This is a genomic window from Nocardioides sp. SLBN-35 (assembly GCF_006715725.1).
Lineage (GTDB): Bacteria > Actinomycetota > Actinomycetes > Propionibacteriales > Nocardioidaceae > Nocardioides.
Window position 1 is genome coordinate 2,820,798 of record NZ_VFNU01000001.1, and the last position, 22,046, is coordinate 2,842,843.

The window sequence follows — 22,046 nt, forward strand, 5'->3', positions numbered from 1 at the left end:
GGAGCCTCCGGGATAGGGTCGGAGGACCGGCAAGGTCCCGCTCTCCCAGGAGGTTCGCAGTGACTGTTCGCGTAGGCATCAACGGCTTCGGTCGGATCGGCCGCAACTTCTTCCGCGCGGTGCGCGCGGGTGGTGCGGACATCGAGATCGTCGGTGTCAACGACCTGACGGACACCGCGACCCTGGCCCACCTGCTGAAGTACGACTCGATCCTGGGGCCGCTGGATGCCGACGTGCACGCCAGTGACGGCGTGATCGTGGTGGGCGACGCGGAGATCAAGGTCTCGGCCGAGCGGGACCCGGCCGCGCTGCGGTGGGGCGAGCTGGGGGTCGACGTCGTGGTCGAGTCGACCGGGTTCTTCACCGACGCGACCAAGGCGCGGGCGCACGTCGACGGCGGCGGGGCGAGGAAGGTGATCATCTCGGCGCCGGCCTCGAACGAGGACGTGACGATCGTGATGGGCGTCAACCACGAGGCCTACGACCCGGCCGCGCACACGGTGATCTCGAACGCCTCGTGCACGACGAACTGCCTGGGTCCGATGGCCAAGGCGCTCAACGACGGCCTGGGCATCGTGAAGGGTCTGATGACCACGGTGCACGCCTACACCGCGGACCAGAACCTGCAGGACAACATCCACAAGGACCTGCGCCGGGCCCGGGCGGCGGCGTTGAACATCATCCCGACCTCGACGGGTGCGGCGAAGGCGATCGGGCTGGTGCTGCCCGAGCTCAAGGGGCGCCTCGACGGCTACGCGCTGCGGGTGCCGACCCCGACGGGCTCGTTGACCGACCTCTCGTTCGAGGCGTCGCGGGAGACGAGTGTGGAGGAGGTCAACGCGATCGTGAAGGCGGCTGCCGACGGCCGTTACCTGGTCTACTCGACCGACCCGATCGTGTCCTCCGACATCGTGACCAACCCGGCCTCGTGCATCTTCGACGCGCCGTTGACGAAGGTGATCGGCAACCAGGTCAAGGTCGCGGGCTGGTACGACAACGAGTGGGGCTACTCCAACCGGCTGGCCGACCTGATCACGCACGTGGGCACTACGCTCTGACCCCGTGACTGAGTTCAACGGCCTTCGCCGCGAGTTCCTGGACAGTGTCAGCGGCAAGCGGGTCCTGGTCCGCTCGGACCTCAACGTGCCGCTCGACGGCACCCGGATCACCGACGACGGCCGGATCCGGGCGAGCGTCCCGACGATCCGGGCGCTGGCCGACGCCGGCGCCCGCGTGGTCGTCATGGCGCACCTCGGCCGGCCGAAGGGCGAGCCGGACCCGGCCTACTCCCTCGCGCCCGTGGCCGCCCGCCTCGGCGAGCTGCTCGGCGCCCCCGTCGCCTTCGCGACCGACACCGTCGGCGCCTCGGCCCGGGAGACCGTGACCGCGCTGCAGGACGGCCAGGTGGCGCTGCTCGAGAACGTCCGGTTCAACGCCGGCGAGACCAGCAAGGACGACGCCGAGCGCGGTGCCTTCGCCGACCAGCTCGCCGGCCTGGCCGGTGCTGACGGGGCCTTCGTGTCCGACGGCTTCGGTGTCGTGCACCGCAAGCAGGCCAGCGTGTACGACGTCGCGCAGCGCCTCCCGCACGCCATGGGCGGCCTGGTCGCAGCCGAGGTCGAGGTGCTGCGTCGCCTCACCGTGGACCCGGAGCGCCCGTACGTCGTCGTGCTCGGCGGGTCGAAGGTCTCCGACAAGCTCGGCGTGATCGACAACCTTCTCGGCAAGGCCGACAAGCTGCTCATCGGCGGCGGCATGGTGTTCACCTTCTTGCGCGCCGACGGCCTCGAGGTCGGCAACAGCCTGCTCGAGGAGGACCAGCTCGACACCGTGCGCGCCTACCAGGACCGCGCGAAGGAGCTCGGCGTCGAGATCGTGCTGCCCACCGACATCGTCGTGGCCGACAGCTTCGGCGACGAGGCCTCGGCCCGCGTCGTCGCTGCCGACGCCATCCCGGCCGACAGCCTCGGCCTCGACATCGGTCCCGAGTCCGGCAAGGCCTTCGCGGCCGCGCTCGCCGACGCGCGGACGGTCTTCTGGAACGGCCCGATGGGCGTCTTCGAGCAGCCCGCCTTCGCCGAGGGCACCCGGGCCGTCGCCGATGCGCTGACCAAGGTCGACGGCCTCTCGGTCGTGGGCGGCGGCGACTCCGCGGCCGCCGTACGCACCCTCGGGTTCGACGAGGCCGCGTTCGGCCACATCTCGACCGGCGGCGGTGCGAGCCTCGAGTACCTCGAGGGCAAGGAACTCCCCGGCATCACGGTTCTGGAGGACTGATGGTTTCGACAAGCTCAACCACCGGGGCTGCGCGCACCCCGCTCATGGCGGGCAACTGGAAGATGAACCTCAACCACGCCGAGGCCGTGGTGCTCGTGCAGAAGCTGGCGTGGACGCTGTCCGACAAGCGGCACGACTACGGCAAGGTCGAGGTCGCGGTGATCCCGCCCTTCACCGACATCCGGTCGGTGCAGACGCTGATCGACGGCGACCGCCTCTCCATCCGGTACGGCGCCCAGGACGTCTCCCAGCACGCCGGCGGTGCCTACACCGGCGAGATCTCGGCGGCGATGCTCGCCAAGCTGGGGTGCTCGTACGTCGTGGTCGGCCACTCCGAGCGACGTCAGTACCACGCCGAGACCGACGCGGTCGTCAACGCCAAGGCCAAGGCGGCCCTGGCCGAGAAGATCACGCCCATCGTGTGCGTCGGCGAGGGCCTCGAGGTCCGCCAGGCGGGCGGGCACGTCGAGTTCACCAACGCCCAGGTCGAGGGCTCCCTCGACGGCCTGACCAAGAAGCAGGTCGCCGGACTGGTCATCGCCTACGAGCCGGTCTGGGCGATCGGCACCGGCGAGGTCGCGACCCCCGACGACGCGCAGGAGGTCTGCGCGGCCATTCGCGAGCAGGTCCGCAAGAGCCACGGCGACGAGGCGGCGGACGCCGTCCGGATCCTCTACGGCGGCTCGGTGAAGGCCGCGAACGTCGCCGGCATCATGGCCAAGGCCGACGTCGACGGCGCTCTCGTGGGTGGCGCGAGCCTGGAGGCCGACGAGTTCGGGGGAATCTGCCGGTTCTACGACATGCCGGTGCTGTCCTAGCACCGGGCCTGACGTAGGATTCCTGGCGTGTCGACGCTTCTGACTGTGCTGCTCATCGTGACGAGCCTGATCATGATCCTGCTCGTGCTCCTGCACAAGGGGCGCGGCGGTGGTCTCTCGGACATGTTCGGTGGCGGTGTGTCGAGCTCGCTCGGCGGATCCTCGGTCGCTGAGCGCAATCTCGACCGGTTCACGGTCGGCATCGGCGTGATCTGGTTCGCCTGCGTGATCGCGCTGGGCCTCCTGCTCGCCTATCAGAACTGACAGCACAGATCGCTTTGCAACCGACCCGGGCACCGGGTCGTCCGAGGGCTTGAGGAGAGAATCCGTTGGCTGGTGGTGGGAACGCGATCCGCGGTAGTCGCGTCGGTGCGGGTCCGATGGGCGAGGCCGAGCGCGGTGAGGCCGCGCCTCGTCAGGCGGTCACGTACTTCTGTGCGAACGACCACCGTTCGGTGATCACCTTCTCCGTCGAGGCGTCCGTCCCGGACTCGTGGGACTGCCCCAAGTGCGGCCTGCCCGCCGGCCTCGACTCGGAGAACGCGCCGCCGGCACCGAAGATCGAGCCCTACAAGACCCACCTCGCCTACGTGAAGGAGCGCCGCTCCGACAAGGAGGCGGAGGTCATCCTCGACGAGGCGATCCAGCTGCTCCGGTCGCGCCGGAAGTCCGGCGAGATCATCTTCTGAGGCGTCAGTACGCTCCAGCAGGCTCCTAGAGCTGGCTGGCGGCGTCGCGGTCGAGGAACCAGACGGTCTCGGCGGTGCCGGTGACGCCCCGGGCGGGCGTCTCGGCGATCGAGCCCTCGTCGGCGAGCGCTCGTCGTACGGCGTCGGCCTTGCCCTCGCCGCTGACCAGGAACCACACCGACTGTGAGCGGTTGAGGGCCTCGAAGGTCAGGCTGACGCGGTCCGGTGGCGGCTTGGGGGAGTCGTGCACGGCGACGGTGATGGTGCCCGTGGCCTCGAGCCCGGGATGCCCGGGGAACAGCGAGGCGACGTGGCCGTCCGGACCGAGGCCGAGCATCAGCACGTCGAAGTCGCCGCTGCCGTCGGCACGGAGCGTGTCGGCGTACGCCGTCGCGGACTCCTCGGCGGAGCCCACCTCGGTCGAGGAGGGGGCGGTGTGCACCCGGTGCGCGCCGACCTCGTCGAGGAAGGCGGTCCTGGCCTGGTTGAGGTTGCGGTCGGGGGAGTCGGCCGCGACGAAGCGCTCGTCGCCGAACCAGAGCACGACGGCGCCCCAGTCGACCCCGGACGCGGGGGCGAGGCGGGCGATCTCGCGGTGGACGGCGTCCGCGATCGTGCCTCCGGTGAGCCCGACGTTCGGCACGTGCCCGGCGGCCTGGGCGTCGGCGATCCGGTTGAGGAGCTCGCCGGCCACGGCGGTCGCGAGGGTGTCGGCGTCGGGGTGGACCTCGACGAGGGGTGGCGGGGTCTCGGTCATGGTGCGCGGTGCTCCCGGTAGTAGTCGATCATCGCCCGCGTGGACGCGTCCTGCTCGGCGAGGACGGCGGCGTCGCCGGCGAGGCCCGGGGCGATCTGCAGCGCGAGCTGCTTGCCGAGCTCGACGCCCCACTGGTCGAAGCTGTCGATGCCCCACACGGCGCCCTGGGTGAAGGTGATGTGCTCGTAGAGCGCGATCAGCTGGCCGAGCACGGACGGCGTCAGCGCCGGCGCCATGATCGAGGTGGTGGGCCGGTTGCCCGAGAACACCCGGGCCGCGACGATCGCCTCCGCAGTGCCCTCCGCGCGGACCTCCTCGGCCGTCTTGCCGAACGCCAGCGCCTTCGTCTGGGCGAGGAAGTTGGCCAGTAGCAGCTCGTGCACGTCGGTGTCGCCGTCGGCGAGCGGGTACGCCGGCGTGGCGAAGCCGATGAAGTCGGCGGGGATGAGCCGAGTGCCCTGGTGGATGAGCTGGTAGAACGCGTGCTGCCCGTTGGTGCCGGGCTCGCCCCAGAAGACCTCGCCGGTGTCGGTGGTGACGGGGGAGCCGTCCCAGCGCACGCTCTTGCCGTTGGACTCCATGGTGAGCTGCTGGAGGTACGCCGGGAACCGGTGCAGCAGCTGGGAGTACGGCAGGACGGCGTGGGACTGGGCACCGAGGAAGTTGGTGTACCAGACGTTCAGCAGGCCCATCAGCATCGGCACGTTGTGCTCGACCGGCGCCGAGACGAAGTGGTCGTCGACGGCCCGGAAGCCGCCGAGGAACTCCTCGAACCGCTCGGGACCGATCGCCACCGCGAGCGACGTGCCGATCGCGGAGTCGACGGAGTAGCGCCCGCCGACCCAGTCCCAGAACCCGAAGGCGTTGGCCGGGTCGATGCCGAAGGCCTCGACCTTGTCGAGCGCTGTGGAGACCGCGACGAAGTGGCGCGCGACCGCCTCGTCGCCGGCGCCGAGGCCCTCGAGCAGCCAGGCCCGGCACAGCCGGGCGTTGGTGAGGGTCTCCAGGGTCCCGAAGGTCTTGCTGGAGACGATGAAGAGCGTCGTGGCGGGGTCGAGGCCGGCCAGCTCCTGCGCCGCGTCGGTCGGGTCGATGTTGCTGATGAACCGGCACTCCAGGCCAGCCTGCACGTAGGGCTTCAGCGCCTCGTAGGCCATCACCGGTCCGAGGTCGGAGCCGCCGATGCCGATGTTGACGACCGTGCGGATCGGCTGCCCGGTGAACCCGCGCCAGGCGCCGGAGCGGACGTCGTCAGCGAACGCGTAGACCCGGCGCAGCACGGCCCGGACCTGCTCCACGACGTCGGCGCCGCCGACCTCGAGGTCGGAGCCCGCCGCGCGCCGCAGGGCGGTGTGGAGCACCGCTCGGTCCTCGGTGACGTTGATGTGCTCGCCGCGGAACATCGCGTCGCGCTGAGTCGGGAGGTCGACCTCGCCGGCCAGCGCCTGGAGCGCCTTCCAGATCTCCGGGGTGACCAGGTTCTTGGACAGGTCGACGCGCAGGTCGCCCGCCTGCACGGTGGACCTCGTCACCCACTCGGGGTCGGCGAGCATCCGGCGCAGGTCGGGCCGGAAGTCCGAGGCGAGGTCGGCGAGCCGGCCCCAGGCCTCGGTCGTGGTCGGGTCGACGGGAGCCGCGCCCACGGAGGTCAGGCTCCGGCCCGGCCCGAAGTCGCCGCCATCTGCGCCTCGACGGTGGCGACCAGCTCGGTCCAGGAGACCTTGAACTTGTCGACGCCCTCGGTCTCGAGGACCCGGAACACGTCGTCGAGGTCGATCCCGGCAGCCGACAGCCGGTCGAAGACCTCCTGGGCGTCCGCACCCTTGCCGCTGACCTGGTCGCCCGTCACGTCACCGTGGTCGGCGAACGCCATCAGCGTCTTCTCCGGCATCGTGTTGACCGTGTCGGCCACGACGAGGTCGGTGACGTAGAGGGTGTCGGGGTACGCCGGGTTCTTCACGCCGGTCGAGGCCCACAGCGGGCGCTGCGGGTTCGCGCCGGCCGCCGCCAGCGCCTGCCAGCGGTCGGAGGCGAGGACCTCCTCGAACGCCGCGTAGGCGAGCCGGGCGTTGGCCACGGCCGCCCGGCCCCGCAGGGCGAGTGCCTCGTCGGTGCCGATCTTGTCGAGGCGAGCGTCGATCTCGGTGTCGACTCGCGAGACGAAGAAGGACGCGACCGACTGGATCGTGCCGAGGTCGATGCCGGCGTCGCGGGCCTGCTCGAGGCCGGCGAGGTAGGCGTCCATGACGGCGCGGTAGCGCTCGACGGAGAAGATCAGGGTGACGTTGACGCTGATCCCGGCCGCGATGGTCGCCGTGATCGCAGGCAGGCCCTCGAGGGTCGCCGGGATCTTGATCAGCGCGTTCGGGCGGTCGACGGCGGCCCACAGCGCCTTCGCGGAGGCGATGGTGGCGTCGGTGTCGTTGGCCAGGGTCGGCTCGACCTCGATCGAGACCCGGCCGTCGGCCGGGTGGCCGGCAGCCACCGGCGCGAGCACGTCGCACGCGTTGCGGACGTCGTCGGTGGTGAGCGCGAAGATCACCTGGTCCACGCCCATGCCGCCCTCGACGAGCTGACGCACCTGGGCGTCGTACCGCTCACCGTTGGCGATCGCCCCGGCGAAGATCGTCGGGTTGGTCGTCACGCCGACGACCGAGCGCTCGCGGACGAGGTCGGCGAGGTTGCCGGTCTCGATCCGCTCGCGCGACAGGTCGTCGAGCCAGATGGACACCCCCGCGTCAGCGAGGGCCTTGAGTCGATCAGTCATCGGTTCCTCCTTCTGCGGTGGCTTCTGTGGTGCGGTGCCCGGTTCAGTCCCGGGCAGCCGCCGCGATGCTCTCGCGGGCGGCCTGGACGACCGCCTCGGGCGTGAACCCGAACTCGCGGAACAGGGTTCCGGCGTCCGCGCTCGCACCGTAGTGCTCGATGCTGACGATCCGGCCCTTGTCGCCGACGTACTCGCGCCAGCCCTGCTTGATGCCGGCCTCGACGGACACCCGCGCCTTGACGGTCGGCGGGATCACGCTGTCACGGTAGGCCTGGGTCTGCGCGTCGAACCACTCGAGACAGGGCATCGAGACCACCCGGGCGTGGATGCCCTCGGCCGCGAGCTGGGCGCGGGCCGCGACGGCGTACTGCACCTCGGAGCCGGTCGCGATCAGGACGACGTCGGGCTGGCCGCCCTCGGCCTCGAGCAGGACGTAGCCGCCCTTGGCCACGTCGTCGGTGGTCGCATAGCCCTCGGCGCCGCGGGGGAAGGTCGGGACGTTCTGGCGGCTCAGGATCAGGCCGGCGGGACGGTCGCTGTTGCGGAGCACCTGCAGCCAGGCGGCGGCCGTCTCGTTGGCGTCGGCCGGACGGACGACGTCGAGGCCGGGGATCGCGCGCAGGGCGGCGAGGTGCTCGATCGGCTGGTGGGTCGGGCCGTCCTCGCCGAGTCCGATCGAGTCGTGCGTCCACACGTGCACGACCGGGGCGCCCATCAGCGCGCCCACGCGGACCGCGCCGCGCATGTAGTCGGAGAAGGTGAGGAAGGTGCCGCCGAAGACGCGGGTGCCGCCGTGGACGGCGATGCCGTTCATGATCGCGCCCATGCCGTGCTCGCGGATGCCGAAGTGGAGCACGCGGCCCTGGTAGGGGTCGGCCGGCCACTCCTCGACGCCGCGGTCGAGCGGGAGGAAGGACTTGGCGTCCTTGATGGTCGTGTTGTTGGAGCCGGCGAGGTCGGCGGAGCCGCCCCACAGCTCGGGCATCACGCCGGCGATGGCGTTGATGACCTTGCCGGACGCGGCCCGGGTCGCGACGCCCTTGGCGTCGGCCTCGAACACCGGCAGGGCCTCCTCGATGCCGTCGGGCAGGCGGCGGTCCTTCATCCGGTGCAGCAGCGCGGCCTGCTCCGGGTTCGCCTCGGCCCAGGCGTCCCGCTCGGTCTGCCACTTGGTCTGCCAGGCCTTGCCGCGCTCGACCAGACCACGGGTGTGGACCAGGACGTCGGCAGGGACCTCGAAGGTCTTCTCCGGGTCGAAACCCAGCACCTTCTTGGTGGCCGCGACCTCGTCGGCGCCGAGCGCGGAGCCGTGGGCGGCCTCGGTGTTCTGCGCGTTGGGCGCGGGCCACGCGATGACGGTCTTGAGGACGATCAGTGACGGCTTGTCGGTGACCTCGTCGGCGACCTTGAGGGCGTCGTACAGCGCCGGCACGTCCTCCTCGTAGTGGGCCAGGTCGTTGTGGTCGTTGCCAGTCCAGTCGACCGTCTGGACGTGCCAGCCGTAGGCCTCGTAGCGCTTCGCGACGTCCTCGTTGAACGCGATGTGGGTGTCGCCCTCGATCGAGATCCGGTTGGCGTCGTAGACGACGGTGAGGTTGCCGAGCTCCTGGGTGCCGGCGATCGAGGACGCCTCGCTGCTGACGCCCTCCTCGAGGTCGCCGTCGGAGGCGAGGACGTAGACGTGGTGGTCGAACAGGGACGGGCCGTCGCCGGCCTCCGGGTCGAGCAGGCCCTTCTCGCGCCGGGCGGCCATCGCCATGCCGACCGCGTTGGCCAGGCCCTGGCCGAGCGGGCCGGTGGTGACCTCGACACCGGCGGTGTGGCCGTACTCGGGGTGGCCCGGGGTCTTGCTGCCCCAGGTCCGCAGGGCCTCGAGGTCGCCGAGCTCGAGGCCGAAGCCGCCGAGGAAGAGCTGGGTGTAGAGCGTGATCGAGGAGTGGCCGCAGGACAGGACGAACCGGTCGCGGGCGATCCAGGCCGGGTCGGCGGGGTCGTGCCGCATCACCTTCTGGAACAGCAGGTAGGCAGCGGGAGCCAGGCTCATCGCCGTACCCGGGTGGCCGTTGCCGACCTTCTGCACGGCGTCCATCGCGAGGACGCGGGCGGTGTCAACAGCCTTGCGGTCGAGGTCGGTCCACTCGAGCTCCGGGATCATGGCTCCGAGCCTACCGAGCGGCGTGCGCGGAGGGACAACCGCGTGGTGCCCGTCCGGCGGGCTGCCGGACGGACACCACGGTGGGATGCTCCTAGCGCCAAGCGGACAGGATCGCGTCCAGGTCGCCATCGGCCGGGGTGGGGTGGTGGCGGGCGCCCGGGAACCGCGTGGACGGCTCCACGTAGGTCCCCCTGGCGACCAGCCGGCTGATGTTGGCGCGGTAGATCTCGTCCACCTCGGCGTGCCGCCCGGGTTCGGTGTCCAGCCACAGGTTGGCGGGGTGGATCGGGTGGTCGTACATGCGACGGAAGAGCTCGGTCCGCACGTCCTTGAGCCAGTTCGAGTTGAGGTTCATCATCCGGAACTGGCGCAGCGCCTCGATGTCCACGGGCGCCGCGATGATCGCGTTGGCGCCCGACGACGACCGGGCCACCACGTGGCCGTTGTAATCGACGATGTGCCCGTTGCCCCCGGCGATGTCGACAGGGTGCTCGGCCGCAGGAGAGGAGTAGACCGGGCCGGTGTTGGGGCACAGCATGTAGAGACTGTTGAAATGGGCGTGCGCCCGGTTCTGCAGCAGCCAGGTGCCGCCGTCGTCGGGGCCGGACGTCGTCATCGGGACCGCCTCGCTGGGCCGGTAGACGAGCTCTGCGCCGTTGAGCGCCAGGGCCCGGACCGCTTCCGGGTACTCGCCGTCGCTGCAGCAGATCGTGCCGATGTTGCCGATGTCCGGCGTGCGCAGCACGGGGTAGAAGGCGTCGATGCCGTCGCCGAACAGCTCCACCCAGCGGTCGTAGACGTCGTGCGGTGTGCACGAGTGCTCCCGGCACCACACGTGGTTCTTCGCGGCCCGATGGACGATCTCGCCGCTGGGTGAGACGACCACCATCACGTTGAAGAACCGGTCCTCGATCACCTCGGGCCAGCGCGCCTTGCACTGGACGATCACGTAGGTGTCGTACATCCGCGCCAGCTCGGCGATCCGATCGGTCTCCGGACCGGGGATGTCGATGAAGAGGTCGCGGGCGCTGCGGACGTGGGGAAGGTCGTAGATCTCGTCGGTGAAGCCGGTGAGTGCTCCCTCGGAGAGGGCCACGAGCCTGACCGGCATGTTGATGCCGACGATCGACACCGCCGCATGGAATGCCTCCTCGATGGTGTCGAGGTTGCGAGCGATGTGCTCGCGGGCGCCGATGCCGTGGACGAACGTCGAGAGCCCGACCGCCAGGTACGGCGCGATCGGTGTGCTGGGCGCTGAGAGGGGCGCGGTCATGCGACACCGCACCAGCGGATGGCAGCCGTCGCGTAGGACTTCGCTGCGCAGACGATCTCCTCGATCGCGCACCGCTCGTCGACGGCGTGTGCCATGGCCAGAGCCCCGGGGCCGAGGCCGACAGCGGGGATGCCGGCGGCCGTGAACCAGGTGAGGTCCGTGGCGCTCGGGAACGGTCGTACGTCGGGTTCCCCCGCGTACGCCGTGCCGGCGGTGGCCTCCGTCCGGGCATCGACGACGACTTGGCAGAACGGATCGTCCCGGTCGGTCCGGCCGCCGGGATAGTGCATCGGCCAGTCGACCGCTGGCGGGTTGCGTCGCAGCCACGGGTCGGCCCCGGCCGCCGTCGCGATGGTCGCGGTGATCTCCGCCTGGACCGTGGCGACCTCGACCGACGGCGGGTAGAAGATGGCGTAGTCGAGCGTCGTCTCGTCCGGGATGAAGGCGACGTTGCGCGCAGCCCGGGCGCCGCCGTCGATGACGTCGAGGCCGATGGTGAACTGGCCGGGCTCGAACAGCGGGTCGGTGAGCGTCACCTCCCACTCCTCCTCCAGCCGGCGCAGCGCGTCGTGGAGGAGCAGAGCGCCGTCGAGGGCGCTGGCGGCGATCGGCTCGGCGTCCGGGCTCCCGCGCAGCTGTGCGCGCATCAGTGAGCGGGCGGAGGCGTGGCCCGTCTTGCCGGTGACGGTGATCCGCATGACCAGCACTCCGGGCGTGGCGGGCATCACGCTGAGCGGGCCGACGGCGCCGGTCGGCTCGGCGATGATCGCGCCGTGCGCGGTGTAGCCGTTGCCGAGGACGAGCGAGGTGCCGAGGTGGTGCTCGAGGTTCTCCTCGCCTGCGACGCCCTGCAGGATCAGGTCGCCGCGCAGGCGGACGCCGGACTCGTGCAGCGCGCGGGCCGCGAAGGCCTGCGCCACGAGCCCGCTCTTCATGTCGACGGAACCGCGACCCCAGACGTGGGTGCCGTCGACGTGCCCCGCGAAGGGGTCGTGGGTCCATGCGGCGGCGTCCCCGGCCGGGACGACGTCCAGGTGACCGTTGAGGATCAACGAGCGGCCGCCGCCGGTGCCGCCGACCACGCCCACGACGTTGTCACGGCCGGGAGCCTCGCCGAACAGCTCGACGTCCGCGCCCGCCTGCCGGTAGTGCCTCCCGAGCAGCTGGGCGACCTCGGTCTCGCCGCCGACCGTCTCCTCGTAGTCCTGGTCGGGATAGGTCGGGTTCACGCTCTGGATCGCGATGGCCTCCTGGAGCGTGGTGACCAGCTCCTCGCGCAACGCGTCGATCCGACCCAGTACGAGGTCGACCTTGGTCGCGATCATGCCGTCAGCTCCTTGCTGTCGTGGACGATCTCGCCGCCCAGGTAGGTCCGCAGCACGCGCGTGTCGCGGAGGTCGTCGATGTCGCAGGTGAGCGGATCGCGGTCGACGACGACGACGTCGGCGTGCTTGCCGGGCGCCAGGGAACCCACCTCGTCCCAGCCGATGACGCTCGCCGCTCCCGACGTCCACATCCGCAGCGCGTCGAGGCGCGACACGCTCTGGTCGGGGCCGTCGTTGCGGTGGTTGCTGCCCGCGAACCGGTGGGTCTGGGCGAGCTCGATCTGCTCCCAGGGGTTCTTCGGGCCCCAGTCGGAGCCGCCGGCCAGCTCGAGACCATGGTCCAGCAGCCGCTGCAGCGGCTCGAGGTCGCGCCAGGCGTGCTCGCCGATCCGCTCGCCGTACATCGCGCCCTTGCCCCAGGCGAACCCGGCACTGGTGGTGACCTTGAAGCCGAGCTCCTTGTAGCGACGGGCCTGGGCGGGCGTGATCGTGATCGCGTGCTGGAGGATCCAGGCCTGGTCGCGGAAGTCGTGGTCCCGCACGACCCGCTCGGCGATCTCGAGGAAGTCGTCGTGCTCGCGGAAGGCGCCGAGGCACACGTTGCCGCGGATGCCCTCGCTCGCGCAGAACCGGACGAAGGCCTCTTCCTTCTCGACCGAGATGAAGCGAGTGCCACGGGTACGCCGGCCGAACGGGTCGAGCGCCGGCTCGTAGGTCGCGTAGTAGCCGGAGAAGCACGGCCCGCCGGGGCTGATGGTGAGGCCGTTGAACCGGAGCAGCTCGTCGGACACGTCGCTCACCTGCGCGGCGAGCTGGGGGAGCCGGGCCGCGAACTCCTGGTCAGACAGTGGGTCGAACGGGTAGAAGATCACCGACTCGACGTCGAGCGTGGCGAGGACGCGCATGGTGAGGGCGCCGGACTCGCGCAGGTGCTTGTAGAGGCCCAGGTGCTCAGGCTCCATCGCGTGGCCCTCGTAGGCGGTCGTGACGCCCTGGGCGGTGAAGCGCGCCATCTCGGCGAGCGTGCCGGCAGCGGCGTTCTCCAGGTTCGGTGGGGGGAGCTTGGTGAGCAGCTGCCCCCAGAACGGGTCGTAGGTGTAGTAGTTCGTCACCGGCCCGCGCAGGATGCCGGTCAGCTCGCCGTCGTCGGTCTTCTCGAGCTGGACGTCGCTGACCTGGTCGGGGATGAAGGCAGTGAGCCCGAGCGCCTTGAGTCCTGCGCTGTTGAACGCGACGACGTTGGGCATCCGTGGCGCCCACGCCTGGATCATCACGGGGTGCTCGCTGGTGGCTGCATCGAGCGTCCAGCGGGTCGGGAGATGCCGCTCCGCCAGGTCCTTCTCGTTGCGGCGGATGAAGTAGTGCGGCTCGCCGACGGGAGTGCAGATGATCCACTCGCCGGCCGGTGTCGTGGCGGCCTTGGCGCGGATCCGGGCGACGATGTCGGCGTGGTCGACGGCGTCGGTCAGGTCGACGAGGCCGCCCGCGAGCATCCCGAAGTGCATGACGTGCGGGTGGGTGTCCACGAGGCCGGGCATCACGACCCCGCCGCCAGCGTCGACGCGTTCAGCGCCCGCACCGGCGAGGTCCTCCATCGGCCGGCGGTCGCCGACGGCGAGGACCCGGCCGCCGGAGAGCACGACGGCCTCCGCCTCGGGCCGGTCCGGATCCATGGTGAGCACCCGCCCACCGGTGATGAGTGTGTTGGTCATGCGTGGCCTTTCGTCGCGGTCGAGAAGTGACGTGCGCCACCGTAGTCCTGTTTTCTCCAGATGGAGAAGAGTGTCGCGAAAACTCGTCGCTACGATGCGGTCATGAGCTCGACCTCCTCGGTGCGCGAGCCCCGGATGGCCAGGGGTGTGGCTCGACGCGACGCGCTGCTCGACGCGGCGGTCCGCTTGCTGGCCCGCGACGGAGTCGCCGCGCTGACCCACCGGTCGGTGGCTGCTGAGGCAGGGACGACCCACGGAAACGCCCGGTACTACTTCGGGACGCTCGACCAGCTGCTCGACGAGGCTCTGCGCCGGCTCGCCTCTCGGCAGATCGACGAGGTCCGCGCGCTCTTCGAGGAGCTGCCCGACATCGACGTCGCCGAGAGGGTCGACCGCCTCGCGTCGTACGTGATGGACGCGCTCACGGTCGACCGCGATGCCGCGATCGCGCGCTACGAGCTGTTCCTCGGGGCTGCCCGACGACCGGAGCTGCGCGCCAGTCTCGACGAGTGGGGCGCGACCCAGCGGTCGGCGTTCGCGGGCGAGCTGCGCGGTGCCGGCGTCGCGGACGCGGAGGCTGCGGCTGCCGACCTGCTCACGGCTGTCAACGGCCTTGTGCTCGAGCACCTGGCCCTGCCGGTGGACGACTTCGAGGACGCGCGGCTACGGCCGTTGATCGCGAGATTCTTCCCACAGCCGTGAGCGGCCCTGTCCGCTTTCGGCCCGGGGATGTCGTCGGGCTACACTCGGAGCGCTTCTGCCACTGTTTGCGAGGACTTCCGTGACCTACGTCGACCCGACCAGCCCCGAGCTGCTGTCCGGTGACGAGGGACCGCAGAAGGCGACCCTCCGTGACGTCGTGATGGCGTACGTCGGCCTGACCAAGCCGCGCGTCATCGAGCTGCTGCTCCTCACGACCGTCCCGGTCATGTTCTTCGCCGCGCGGGGCGTGCCCGCGCTGGGCCTCGTGGTCGCGACCGTCATCGGCGGGACGCTCTCGGCGGGGTCCGCCTCGGTCTTCAACTGCGTCTACGACCGCGACATCGACGAGCAGATGCGTCGTACCCGCCGCCGGGCGCTGCCGCGTCACATCGTCTCGCCCGGTGCCGCGCTGGTCTTCGGCGTGGTCCTCGGCGTGCTCTCGACAGTGATCCTGTGGGCGTGGGTCAACCCGCTCTCGGCGATCCTGTCGGTCTCCGCCAACGCGTTCTACGTGTTCGTCTACACGATGCTCCTCAAGCGTCGTACGACCCAGAACATCGTCTGGGGCGGCATCGCCGGCTGCTTCCCGGCCCTGATCGGCTGGACCGCGGTCACCGGCGAGCTGTCCTGGGTGCCCGTCGTGCTGTTCCTCGTGGTCTTCTTCTGGACGCCCCCGCACACGTGGGCGCTCGCGCTGCGCTACCGCGAGGACTACGCCCAGGTCGACGTGCCGATGCTGCCGGTCGTGAAGTCCGCCCGCGTCGTCTCATTCCAGATCGTCGTCTACTCGTGGGTGATGGTCGCGACCTCGCTGGTGCTGTGGCCGGTGGCCTCGACCGGCCCGGTCTACCCGATCGCCGCTGCGGTGCTCGGTGCCGTCTTCCTTGCCCAGGCCCACGGCCTGCACCGCCGGGCCCGCACCTCCGACGAGCTGAGCGTGCTCCAGCCGATGCGGCTGTTCCACTCGTCGAACCTGTACCTCTCGCTGCTCTTCGTCGCCGTCGCGATCGACCCGCTCCTGCACTGAGACCGAGCTCGAGCTCAGCGGCGGCGGGTGGTGACGACCACGCGGGCGAGGCCGGCGGCGACGAGCGCGGCGCCCAGCATGTGCAGGCCGACGAGGATCTCGGGCAGGTCGGTGAAGAACTGGACGTACCCGAGCAGGCCCTGGGCGAGCTCGACGCCGAGCAGGGCCGCGGCGAAGGTGGCCACCCAGCGGTCGTGCCGACGACGGGCGGCGAGCAGCAGCGACAGGGTCAGCACGACCAGCACGCCGACCGAGATGCCGTGGACGTGGGAGACCACCTCCGGGTCCAGTCCGGTACGACGGGACTCCAGGTCGCCGGAGTGGGGCCCGGAGCCGGTGACCACGGTGCCGAGCCAGAGCACCACCCAGCCGACGGCGAAGGTGGCCCAGGCGAGCCGGCGCACCGCACCGGAGGCCACGCCACGTGCGGGGCCGGTCAGGTCGTCGAGCACCCACACGCACACCCCGACCATGGCCATCGACACCAGGAGGTGGCCGGCCACGACCCAGGGGTTGAGGTCGGTGAGCACGGTGATGCCGCCGACGATCGCCTGGGCGGGGATGCCGGCGAGGATCACCAGGCCGAGGGTGCGCACCCGACCGGCGCGCTGCCACACCGCGACCACGAAGGCGAGGGCGATGGCCAGCAGGACGTAGGTGAGCAGCCGGTTGCCGAACTCGATGACGCCGTTGATGCCGAGCGCCGGGTGGGTCGTGTACGACTCCTCGGTGCACTTCGGCCACGTCGGGCAGCCGAGGCCCGAGCCGGTGAGCCGGACGGCACCGCCGGTCACGACGATCCCGATGTTCGCGACCAGGTTGGCCCACGCCAGCGGCACGAGCCGCGCCTCCAGCGCTCGCTGCAGGTCGGTCAGTCGGGTCGCGGTGCTCACGGTCACTCCCACTTGAAGGTTCGGGCGGTCAGGGCGGAGCCGAGGACGGTCCAGGCGAGCAGCACCACGAGGTCGCGTACGGCGACCGAGCCGTCGCACGCAGCGCGGACCGCCTCGCCGAGAGCGCCCGAGGGCAGCCAGCGCACGACGTCGCCGAGCCCGCCGTACAGCGAGGCGGGCAGGATCACGGCGCCGCCGGCGAGCAGCAGCAGGTAGACGAGGTTCGCGGCGGCGAGGGTCGCCTCGGCGCGCAACGAGCCGGCCAGCAGCATGCCGAGCGAGGCGAAGGCGGCGGTCCCGAACAGCGCGGCGACCACGAGCAGGAGCGCGCCGCCGACGCCCGACGGACCGGACCAGCCCAGGGCCAGGCCGACGCCGCCGATGACGACGAACTGGAAGACCTCGACGAGCAGCAGCGCGAGCACCTTGCCGCCGAGCAGCGTGGCGCGGGACAGGGGAGCGGTGCCGAGGCGCTTGAGGACGCCGTACCTGCGCTCGAAGCCGGTCGCGATCGCCAGCGAGGTGAACGCGGTGGACATGATCGCCAGCGCGAGCACACCGGGGGTCAGTACGTCGATCGGGCGGCCGTCGAGGTCGAAGCCGACTCGCTCGACGCCGCGGACCGAGCCGATCAGCACGATCACCGGGATCACCACGGCCAGCAGCAGCTGCTCGCCGTTGCGCAGCATCAGCCGCGCCTCCATCCCGGCCTGCGTGATCAGCTGGCGGACGACGGGAGCGGCGCCGGGCGCCGGGGCGAAGGTGCTCACAGCGACTCCCTGCCGGTCAGCTCGAGGAACACGTCCTCGAGGTTGCGCTGGCCCAGCGACAGCGACTCGGGCAGCACGTCGTGGGCGGCGCACCAGGAGGCGACGGTGGCGAGCGTGGTGCTGTCGGCCGGACCCGACAGCTGCAGGCTGAGCGGGTCGAGCACGGTCAGCTCGGTGCCGTCGCCCAGCGCGCGGACCAGCTCCTCGGGCGCACCCGGAGGGAAGGGCTGGGTGACGACGATCCGGATCGTGGCGACGGTGCCGCCGCGGGTCAGCTCGAGCGGGGTGCCGCTGGCGACGAGGCGCCCGCGGTCCAAGATGTGCACCCGGTCGGCCAGCCGCTCGGCCTCCTCCAGGTAGTGCGTGGTCAGTACGACGGTCACCCCGTCGGCCCGCAGCTCCTCGAGCAGGTCCCACACGGCTCGCCGGATCTGCGGGTCCATGCCGGCGGTCGGCTCGTCGACGAACACCAGCTCCGGACGCCCGATCAGGGCGAGGGCCAGGCCCAGCCGCTGCTGCTGGCCACCCGAGAGTCGTCGGTACGGCGTGCGCCCGCACTCGTGCAGCGCCAGCCGCTCCATCAGCAGGCCCACGTCCTGGGGCCGGGCGTGCAGGCGGGCGAAGTGCTGGAGCATCTCCTCGGCCCGCGCGCCGCTCCAGGCGCCACCGGACTGCAGCATCACGCCGATCCGCGGCAGCAGCTCGGCCCGCTGGCGCACCGGGTCCAGGCCGAGCACCCGGACGGTGCCGCCCTGGGCCCGCCGGTAACCCTCGCAGGTCTCCAGGGTGGTGGTCTTTCCGGCCCCGTTGGGACCGAGGACGGCGGTGATGGTGCCGCGCTCGACAGTGAGCGACAGGCCGTCGACGGCGACCGTGTCGCCGTACCTCATCACCAGTCCGTCGACCTCGACAGCAAGGTCAGCAGCGTGAGGCACGGCGACAGTCTAGGAACGCCCGGTCAGAGCCCGTCCGGCAGGGCCACGGGTGCGAGGTCGGCGAACCTGTCCCCCGGACCGGGGTTGCCCGGGGCGCTGCCTCCGCCGAAGTGACGCACGACACCCCACACCGCGTTGAGGGCGGTGGTGACCGCGCCCTCGGCCCAGCCGGCGGTCCAGGAGATGTCGTCGCCGGCGAGGAAGATGCCGCGCCGGTGGGCGGGCAGGTCGTCCTGCACGAAGTGCGAGAACAGTCGCCGTTGGTAGCGGTAGTGGCCGGGCAGGTTGGCCTTGAACGCGCCCATGAAGTTGGGGTCGGACTCCCACGACACGGTGATCGGGTCGCCGACGATGTGCGAGGCGATGTCGACGTCGGGATAGATCTTGCGCAGCGAGTGCAGCTGGAGCCGCACCCGCTCCTCGACCGGCAGCGCCAGCCACTTCAGCGCGTCGTCGTTCCACGTGTAGGACAGGCAGATCGAGGCGGCGCCGTCGTCCTCGAGGAGGTACGTCGCCCGGTTCAGCCGGTCGGTGAGCGTCATGCTCATCACGTCGCGCCCGGTGGCCGGGTCGACGTCCTTCCAGAACGGCCGGTCCACGCGCACGAACGTCTTCGACGACTGCATGTAGTGGGTGCGCTCCATCGCCATCCACAGGTCGGGGGAGAAGAGCGACTCGTCGACGTCGATCCGCGCGGACAGCAGCCAGACCTGGCAGGTGACCACCACGGCGTCGTAGGAGCGGGTGCTGCCCCAGCGGTCGGTGACCTCGAACCGCCCGTCGTCGGACCCGTCACGGGCGATCCGGGCCACCCCGGGCAGCGGGGAGCCGCCGTGCAGGCTCTCCAGCGAGGTACCGGCCGGCCAGTGCGCGCACTCCGGCGTGTCCTGCCACAGCCCGACGGGCAGCTGCTGGGCGCCGCCGTGGATCATCTGGTGGTCCTCGTCGGCGTTGGTGAAGATCACCCGGAGGATCTCGAGCATCGAGTTCGGGAAGTCGGTGTCCCAGCCGCCGGTGCCGAAGCCGACCTGGCCGAACACCTCGCGGTGCCGGAAGCTGCGCGAGCCGAACGCCTTGGAGTTGGCGAGGAAGCCGGAGAAGGTCTCCTCGTCGAGGCTGAGGACCAGCTCGTTCCACAGCTCCTTGAGCCGGGGCACGTCGCGCCCCGCAATCGCGCGCTGGGCGTCGGCGAAGCCGATCTCGCCGAGGGCCTCGTGCCACGCGTCGGCGACGTCCTTGAGGAAGTCCGGCAGGTCGTCGTACCCGCGGGCGTAGAAGGACTCGCCGCCCAGCTCGACGACCGTGCTCGGGGTCGCCTCGGACAGCGGGTTCGGGAACGGCGAGGTGCGCAGACCGAGGTGGTCGATGTAGTGGAACAGGGCCCGCGATGAGAGTGGGAAGCGCATCCCGCCGAGCTCGGCGACGGGTCCGTGCGGACCGCCGAACGGCTGCGAGCGCAGCCGCCCACCGATCCGGTCGGCCTCGTAGACGACCGGCCTGAGGCCCAGGCGCATCAGCTCGTAGGCGGTGACCATGCCCGAGAGGCCGCCACCGATGATCGCGACCTCGCGGCCGTGGTTCTCGGCGGGGACCGAGCCGAGGCCGTCGGGGTGGGCCAGGTGCTCGTCGTACTCGAACGGGAAGTCGGGGCCGAGCATCGTCACCGGCGCCGGGACGGTGTGGGCCGGGTCGGGCGTGGTCTGTCCGGTCGTCATCGGGTCAGGCCTCCGTAGACCTCGGGCCGGCGGTCGGCCAGGTGGGTGTTGGCGCGGCGCGCGTCGTCGAGCGCGGCGGAGGTGAGGGTGCCGACCACGAGGCCGGCCCGGTCGTCCGCGCGGGCGAGGTCGACGCCGTCGGGGCCGACGACGCAGCTCAGCCCGGTGTAGGTCAGGTCGTTCTCGGAGCCGGCCCGGTTCGCGTAGGCCACGGCCATCTGGTTCTCGAAGGCACGGGCCGGGACGATCAGCGTGCTGACCGCGTCGTACGGCGCCATCAGGGCGGTCGGGCAGGCCAGGAGGTCGGCACCGGCGAGGGCCACCATCCGCACCTGCTCGGGGAACTCGACGTCGTAGCAGACCAGGAGCCCGACCCGGTACCCGTCGACCTCGCCGACCGCAGGCGTCCCGTCGCCGGGGACGTAGGCGCCGGCCTCGTCGGGACCGTAGAGGTGCGCCTTGCGGTGCCGGGCCAGCACGGTGCCGTCGCGGTCGACGAGCTCGGCGGCGATGTGGACCTGCTCGCCGTCGCGCTCGGGCCAGCTCCATGCGATCGCCAAGCCGTGCTTGCGGGCGATCTCCGCGACGGCGGCCGCCATCGGGCCGCCGGCGGGCTCGGCCAGCTCGGCGGCCTGCGGGGCGATGTCGTAGCCGGTGAGGGTCAGCTCGGGGCACACGAGCAGGCGGGCGCCCGCGAAGGCGGCCTCGGCGGCAGTGGCGTCGAGGGAAGCGAGGGCGGCGGGTACGTCGAGCAGCGGCCCGTCGGGCTGCCAGGCGGCGACGACCAGCGCGTCGGCACGGGGGGTGTCGGTCACCCGACAAGACTAGGAACGCGGCGGCACAAGATCGAGGCGTGCACGTTGCTCGCTTGCGACGATCCGTTGCGCCGATCTCACCGTCTGCAGTGATCTGTTGCGCCACCGGGCGAGGATTCAGTCGGGAAGGCTGCCCTGCTCGCGTCGTACCAGCGGCGAGAGCACCAGCTCGCTCCTGGTGCGGGCAACGAACGGCTCGCCGGCGATCCGCTCCACGACCTGCTCGAAGTGCCGGATGTCGGAGGCGTGGATGTGCAGGATCGCGTCCGCCTCCCCGGTGACCGTCGACGCGGAGACCACCTCGGGCACGTGGTCCACCGCCGCCAGGATCTCCGCCGGCGTCGTCGAGCCCTGGCAGTAGATCGACACGTAGCCCTCGGTCGACCAGCCGACCACCGCCGGGTCGACCCGCACGGTGAAGCCGGTGATCGCGCCCGACGCCACCAGGCGGTCCACCCGCCGCTTGACGGCCGGCGCGGACAGCCCGACCCGGTGTCCGATCTGCGCGAACGTGGCGCGGCCGTCCTCCAGGAGGGCGCCGACGATCAGGCGGTCGAGCTGGTCGAGCTGCATGCGGGTCATTGTTGCGGAACGTCACCGGTCTACGCTGACCGCCGTGAATCCCTGGCTGTACGGCGTCGCGCTGGTCCTCGCGGGCGCCCTCGCCGTCCTCCTCGTGGTCGACCTGGTCCGCGACCGGGCCGCGCAGGACTCCCACTTCATCGGTCTGGCCGTGGTCGAGGTCGTGATGCTCGTCCAGCTGGTCGGGGGAGTGGTCGCCCTGGCCCGCACCGAGCGCGACATCGAGGGCGCGGTGTTCGTCAGCTACCTGGTCACCAACCTGCTGGTCCCGGTCGTCGCCGCCTTCTTCGCACTCGCGGAGCGCTCCCGGGTCGGTACGACGATCCTGCTGCTCGGCGTGGCGACCGTCGCGGGCCTCGAGGCCCGGCTGTGGGACGTGTGGAGTGGTCCGGGTGCCTGACCGATCCGCACAGCCGTCACATCCCCTCTCCCAGGGCTGGGGCCGCGCCCTCGTCTTCGTCTACGGCCTGTTCGCCGTCGCCGCCACCGGCCGCTCGGCGGTCCAGCTCGGCATGGAGCCCGACAAGGCACCGCTGGCGTACTCCCTCTCGCTCGTGGCCGCGGTCCTCTACCTGGTCGCGACCACCTGCCTGCTCCTCGGCGGCAGCACCGGCTGGCGGGTGGCCGGGATCGCGGTGACCATCGAGCTGCTCGGCGTGCTCTCTGTCGGCACGCTCAGCTATCTCGCCACGGACCTGTTCCCCGACAAGACCGTCTGGTCGCACTTCGGCCAGGGCTACGGCTTCCTGCCGCTCGTGCTGCCCTTCGCCGGGCTGGCCTGGTTGCGCCACACGAGTCCCGCGCGCAGTTAGTGGCCGGTCGGAGTGCTGCGGT

Annotated in this window: 22 protein-coding genes; 9 read left to right on the forward strand and 13 right to left on the reverse strand. The window is 71.2% G+C overall.

The features are described from left to right. Positions 1-59 precede the first annotated feature (59 nt). The 5 genes from gap (at position 60) to FBY23_RS13660 (ending at position 3,784) form a co-directional block, all read left to right on the forward strand. Positions 60-1,058, forward strand: coding sequence for a type I glyceraldehyde-3-phosphate dehydrogenase (gene gap / locus FBY23_RS13640; RefSeq protein ID WP_141798636.1), 999 nt, complete (start codon positions 60-62; stop codon positions 1,056-1,058). Between the two features lie 4 nt (positions 1,059-1,062). After that, entirely contained in the window at positions 1,063-2,277 is a 1,215-nt protein-coding gene (locus FBY23_RS13645; RefSeq protein WP_260805954.1) for a phosphoglycerate kinase, read from the forward strand. Continuing rightward, on the forward strand, positions 2,277-3,095 hold the full coding sequence (gene tpiA, locus FBY23_RS13650; RefSeq protein ID WP_141798637.1) for a triose-phosphate isomerase: 819 nt from the start codon (positions 2,277-2,279) through the stop codon (positions 3,093-3,095). Before FBY23_RS13645 ends, tpiA begins: the two co-directional genes overlap by 1 nt. Positions 3,096-3,122: 27 nt before the next feature. Beyond that, the gene (gene secG, locus FBY23_RS13655) at positions 3,123-3,359 is read left to right on the forward strand and encodes a preprotein translocase subunit SecG (protein ID WP_141798638.1); all 237 of its coding nucleotides are present in this window, start codon (positions 3,123-3,125) and stop codon (positions 3,357-3,359) included. A 65-nt stretch (positions 3,360-3,424) separates the two neighbouring features. After that, positions 3,425-3,784 (forward strand): RNA polymerase-binding protein RbpA, encoded by a 360-nt coding sequence (locus tag FBY23_RS13660; protein ID WP_141007576.1) that lies wholly within the window; start codon positions 3,425-3,427, stop codon positions 3,782-3,784. Between the two features lie 25 nt (positions 3,785-3,809). Here FBY23_RS13660 and pgl read toward each other — a convergent pair whose 3' ends face one another. The 7 genes from pgl to FBY23_RS13695 form a co-directional block, all read right to left on the reverse strand. Continuing rightward, a complete protein-coding gene (gene pgl, locus FBY23_RS13665; protein ID WP_141798639.1) occupies positions 3,810-4,541 on the reverse strand; it encodes a 6-phosphogluconolactonase in 732 nt (243 codons plus the stop codon). Continuing rightward, the gene (gene pgi, locus FBY23_RS13670; RefSeq protein ID WP_141798640.1) at positions 4,538-6,184 is read right to left on the reverse strand and encodes a glucose-6-phosphate isomerase; all 1,647 of its coding nucleotides are present in this window, start codon (positions 6,182-6,184) and stop codon (positions 4,538-4,540) included. The genes pgl and pgi overlap by 4 nt, the downstream gene beginning before the upstream one ends. 5 nt (positions 6,185-6,189) lie before the next feature. Further along, complete coding sequence (gene tal, locus FBY23_RS13675; protein WP_141798641.1) at positions 6,190-7,308, reverse strand: transaldolase; 1,119 nt, start codon at positions 7,306-7,308, stop codon at positions 6,190-6,192. Positions 7,309-7,351: 43 nt separating this feature from the next. Continuing rightward, positions 7,352-9,463, reverse strand: a complete 2,112-nt coding sequence (gene tkt, locus FBY23_RS13680) for a transketolase (RefSeq protein ID WP_141798642.1) — start codon at positions 9,461-9,463, stop codon at positions 7,352-7,354. 91 nt (positions 9,464-9,554) lie between these two features. Beyond that, a complete protein-coding gene (locus FBY23_RS13685; RefSeq protein ID WP_141798643.1) occupies positions 9,555-10,736 on the reverse strand; it encodes a nitrilase-related carbon-nitrogen hydrolase in 1,182 nt (393 codons plus the stop codon). Then, positions 10,733-12,061, reverse strand: a complete 1,329-nt coding sequence (locus FBY23_RS13690; RefSeq protein ID WP_141798644.1) for a M20 family metallopeptidase — start codon at positions 12,059-12,061, stop codon at positions 10,733-10,735. The genes FBY23_RS13685 and FBY23_RS13690 overlap by 4 nt, the downstream gene beginning before the upstream one ends. Next, positions 12,058-13,773 (reverse strand): amidohydrolase, encoded by a 1,716-nt coding sequence (locus FBY23_RS13695; RefSeq protein ID WP_141798645.1) that lies wholly within the window; start codon positions 13,771-13,773, stop codon positions 12,058-12,060. The genes FBY23_RS13690 and FBY23_RS13695 overlap by 4 nt, the downstream gene beginning before the upstream one ends. Positions 13,774-13,875: 102 nt before the next feature. On the opposite strand from FBY23_RS13695, the gene FBY23_RS13700 reads away from it, so the two are divergent. Continuing rightward, positions 13,876-14,475 carry a TetR/AcrR family transcriptional regulator gene (locus FBY23_RS13700; protein WP_160158236.1) on the forward strand — a complete coding sequence of 200 codons (600 nt, stop codon included), beginning with the start codon at positions 13,876-13,878 and terminating at the stop codon, positions 14,473-14,475. Positions 14,476-14,584: 109 nt separating this feature from the next. Continuing rightward, on the forward strand, positions 14,585-15,502 hold the full coding sequence (locus FBY23_RS13705) for a heme o synthase (RefSeq protein ID WP_396954517.1): 918 nt from the start codon (positions 14,585-14,587) through the stop codon (positions 15,500-15,502). A gap of 14 nt (positions 15,503-15,516) precedes the next feature. On the opposite strand, the gene FBY23_RS13710 is transcribed toward FBY23_RS13705, so the two are convergent. The 6 genes from FBY23_RS13710 to FBY23_RS13735 all read right to left on the reverse strand — a co-directional run bounded on the left by FBY23_RS13710 (position 15,517) and on the right by FBY23_RS13735 (position 21,203). Beyond that, positions 15,517-16,395 carry a heme A synthase gene (locus tag FBY23_RS13710; protein WP_260805955.1) on the reverse strand — a complete coding sequence of 293 codons (879 nt, stop codon included), beginning with the start codon at positions 16,393-16,395 and terminating at the stop codon, positions 15,517-15,519. Between the two features lie 2 nt (positions 16,396-16,397). Further along, positions 16,398-17,165, reverse strand: coding sequence for an ABC transporter permease (locus FBY23_RS13715; RefSeq protein ID WP_260805956.1), 768 nt, complete (start codon positions 17,163-17,165; stop codon positions 16,398-16,400). Then, positions 17,162-18,100 carry an ABC transporter ATP-binding protein gene (locus tag FBY23_RS13720; protein WP_260805957.1) on the reverse strand — a complete coding sequence of 313 codons (939 nt, stop codon included), beginning with the start codon at positions 18,098-18,100 and terminating at the stop codon, positions 17,162-17,164. Before FBY23_RS13720 ends, FBY23_RS13715 begins: the two co-directional genes overlap by 4 nt. A gap of 23 nt (positions 18,101-18,123) precedes the next feature. Continuing rightward, on the reverse strand, positions 18,124-19,815 hold the full coding sequence (locus FBY23_RS13725; RefSeq protein WP_141798649.1) for an NAD(P)/FAD-dependent oxidoreductase: 1,692 nt from the start codon (positions 19,813-19,815) through the stop codon (positions 18,124-18,126). Next, on the reverse strand, positions 19,812-20,630 hold the full coding sequence (locus FBY23_RS13730; protein WP_222117817.1) for a carbon-nitrogen hydrolase family protein: 819 nt from the start codon (positions 20,628-20,630) through the stop codon (positions 19,812-19,814). Before FBY23_RS13730 ends, FBY23_RS13725 begins: the two co-directional genes overlap by 4 nt. Before the next feature lie 117 nt (positions 20,631-20,747). Continuing rightward, the gene (locus FBY23_RS13735; RefSeq protein WP_141798650.1) at positions 20,748-21,203 is read right to left on the reverse strand and encodes an Lrp/AsnC family transcriptional regulator; all 456 of its coding nucleotides are present in this window, start codon (positions 21,201-21,203) and stop codon (positions 20,748-20,750) included. A gap of 43 nt (positions 21,204-21,246) precedes the next feature. Between FBY23_RS13735 and FBY23_RS13740 the strand changes: the two genes are divergently transcribed. Together FBY23_RS13740 and FBY23_RS13745 are read left to right on the forward strand one after the other, a co-directional pair. Further along, positions 21,247-21,612: a hypothetical protein gene (locus FBY23_RS13740; protein WP_141798651.1), complete on the forward strand. Its 366-nt coding sequence runs from the start codon at positions 21,247-21,249 to the stop codon at positions 21,610-21,612. Continuing rightward, positions 21,605-22,024: a hypothetical protein gene (locus FBY23_RS13745; RefSeq protein ID WP_141798652.1), complete on the forward strand. Its 420-nt coding sequence runs from the start codon at positions 21,605-21,607 to the stop codon at positions 22,022-22,024. The genes FBY23_RS13740 and FBY23_RS13745 overlap by 8 nt, the downstream gene beginning before the upstream one ends. Positions 22,025-22,046 lie beyond the last annotated feature (22 nt).

Bases quoted from the DNA above. Each gene is read 5' to 3' on its own strand.
- FBY23_RS13685 (WP_141798643.1), bottom strand. From the start codon at position 10,736: ATGACCGCGCCCCTCTCAGCGCCCAGCACACCGATCGCGCCGTACCTG.
- FBY23_RS13700 (WP_160158236.1), top strand. From the start codon at position 13,876: ATGAGCTCGACCTCCTCGGTGCGCGAGCCCCGGATGGCCAGGGGTGTG.
- FBY23_RS13695 (WP_141798645.1), bottom strand. From the start codon at position 13,773: ATGACCAACACACTCATCACCGGTGGGCGGGTGCTCACCATGGATCCG.
- FBY23_RS13725 (WP_141798649.1), bottom strand. From the start codon at position 19,815: ATGACGACCGGACAGACCACGCCCGACCCGGCCCACACCGTCCCGGCG.
- tpiA (WP_141798637.1), top strand. From the start codon at position 2,277: ATGGTTTCGACAAGCTCAACCACCGGGGCTGCGCGCACCCCGCTCATG.
- pgl (WP_141798639.1), bottom strand. From the start codon at position 4,541: ATGACCGAGACCCCGCCACCCCTCGTCGAGGTCCACCCCGACGCCGAC.
- tal (WP_141798641.1), bottom strand. From the start codon at position 7,308: ATGACTGATCGACTCAAGGCCCTCGCTGACGCGGGGGTGTCCATCTGG.
- tkt (WP_141798642.1), bottom strand. From the start codon at position 9,463: ATGATCCCGGAGCTCGAGTGGACCGACCTCGACCGCAAGGCTGTTGAC.
- FBY23_RS13735 (WP_141798650.1), bottom strand. From the start codon at position 21,203: ATGCAGCTCGACCAGCTCGACCGCCTGATCGTCGGCGCCCTCCTGGAG.
- FBY23_RS13690 (WP_141798644.1), bottom strand. From the start codon at position 12,061: ATGATCGCGACCAAGGTCGACCTCGTACTGGGTCGGATCGACGCGTTG.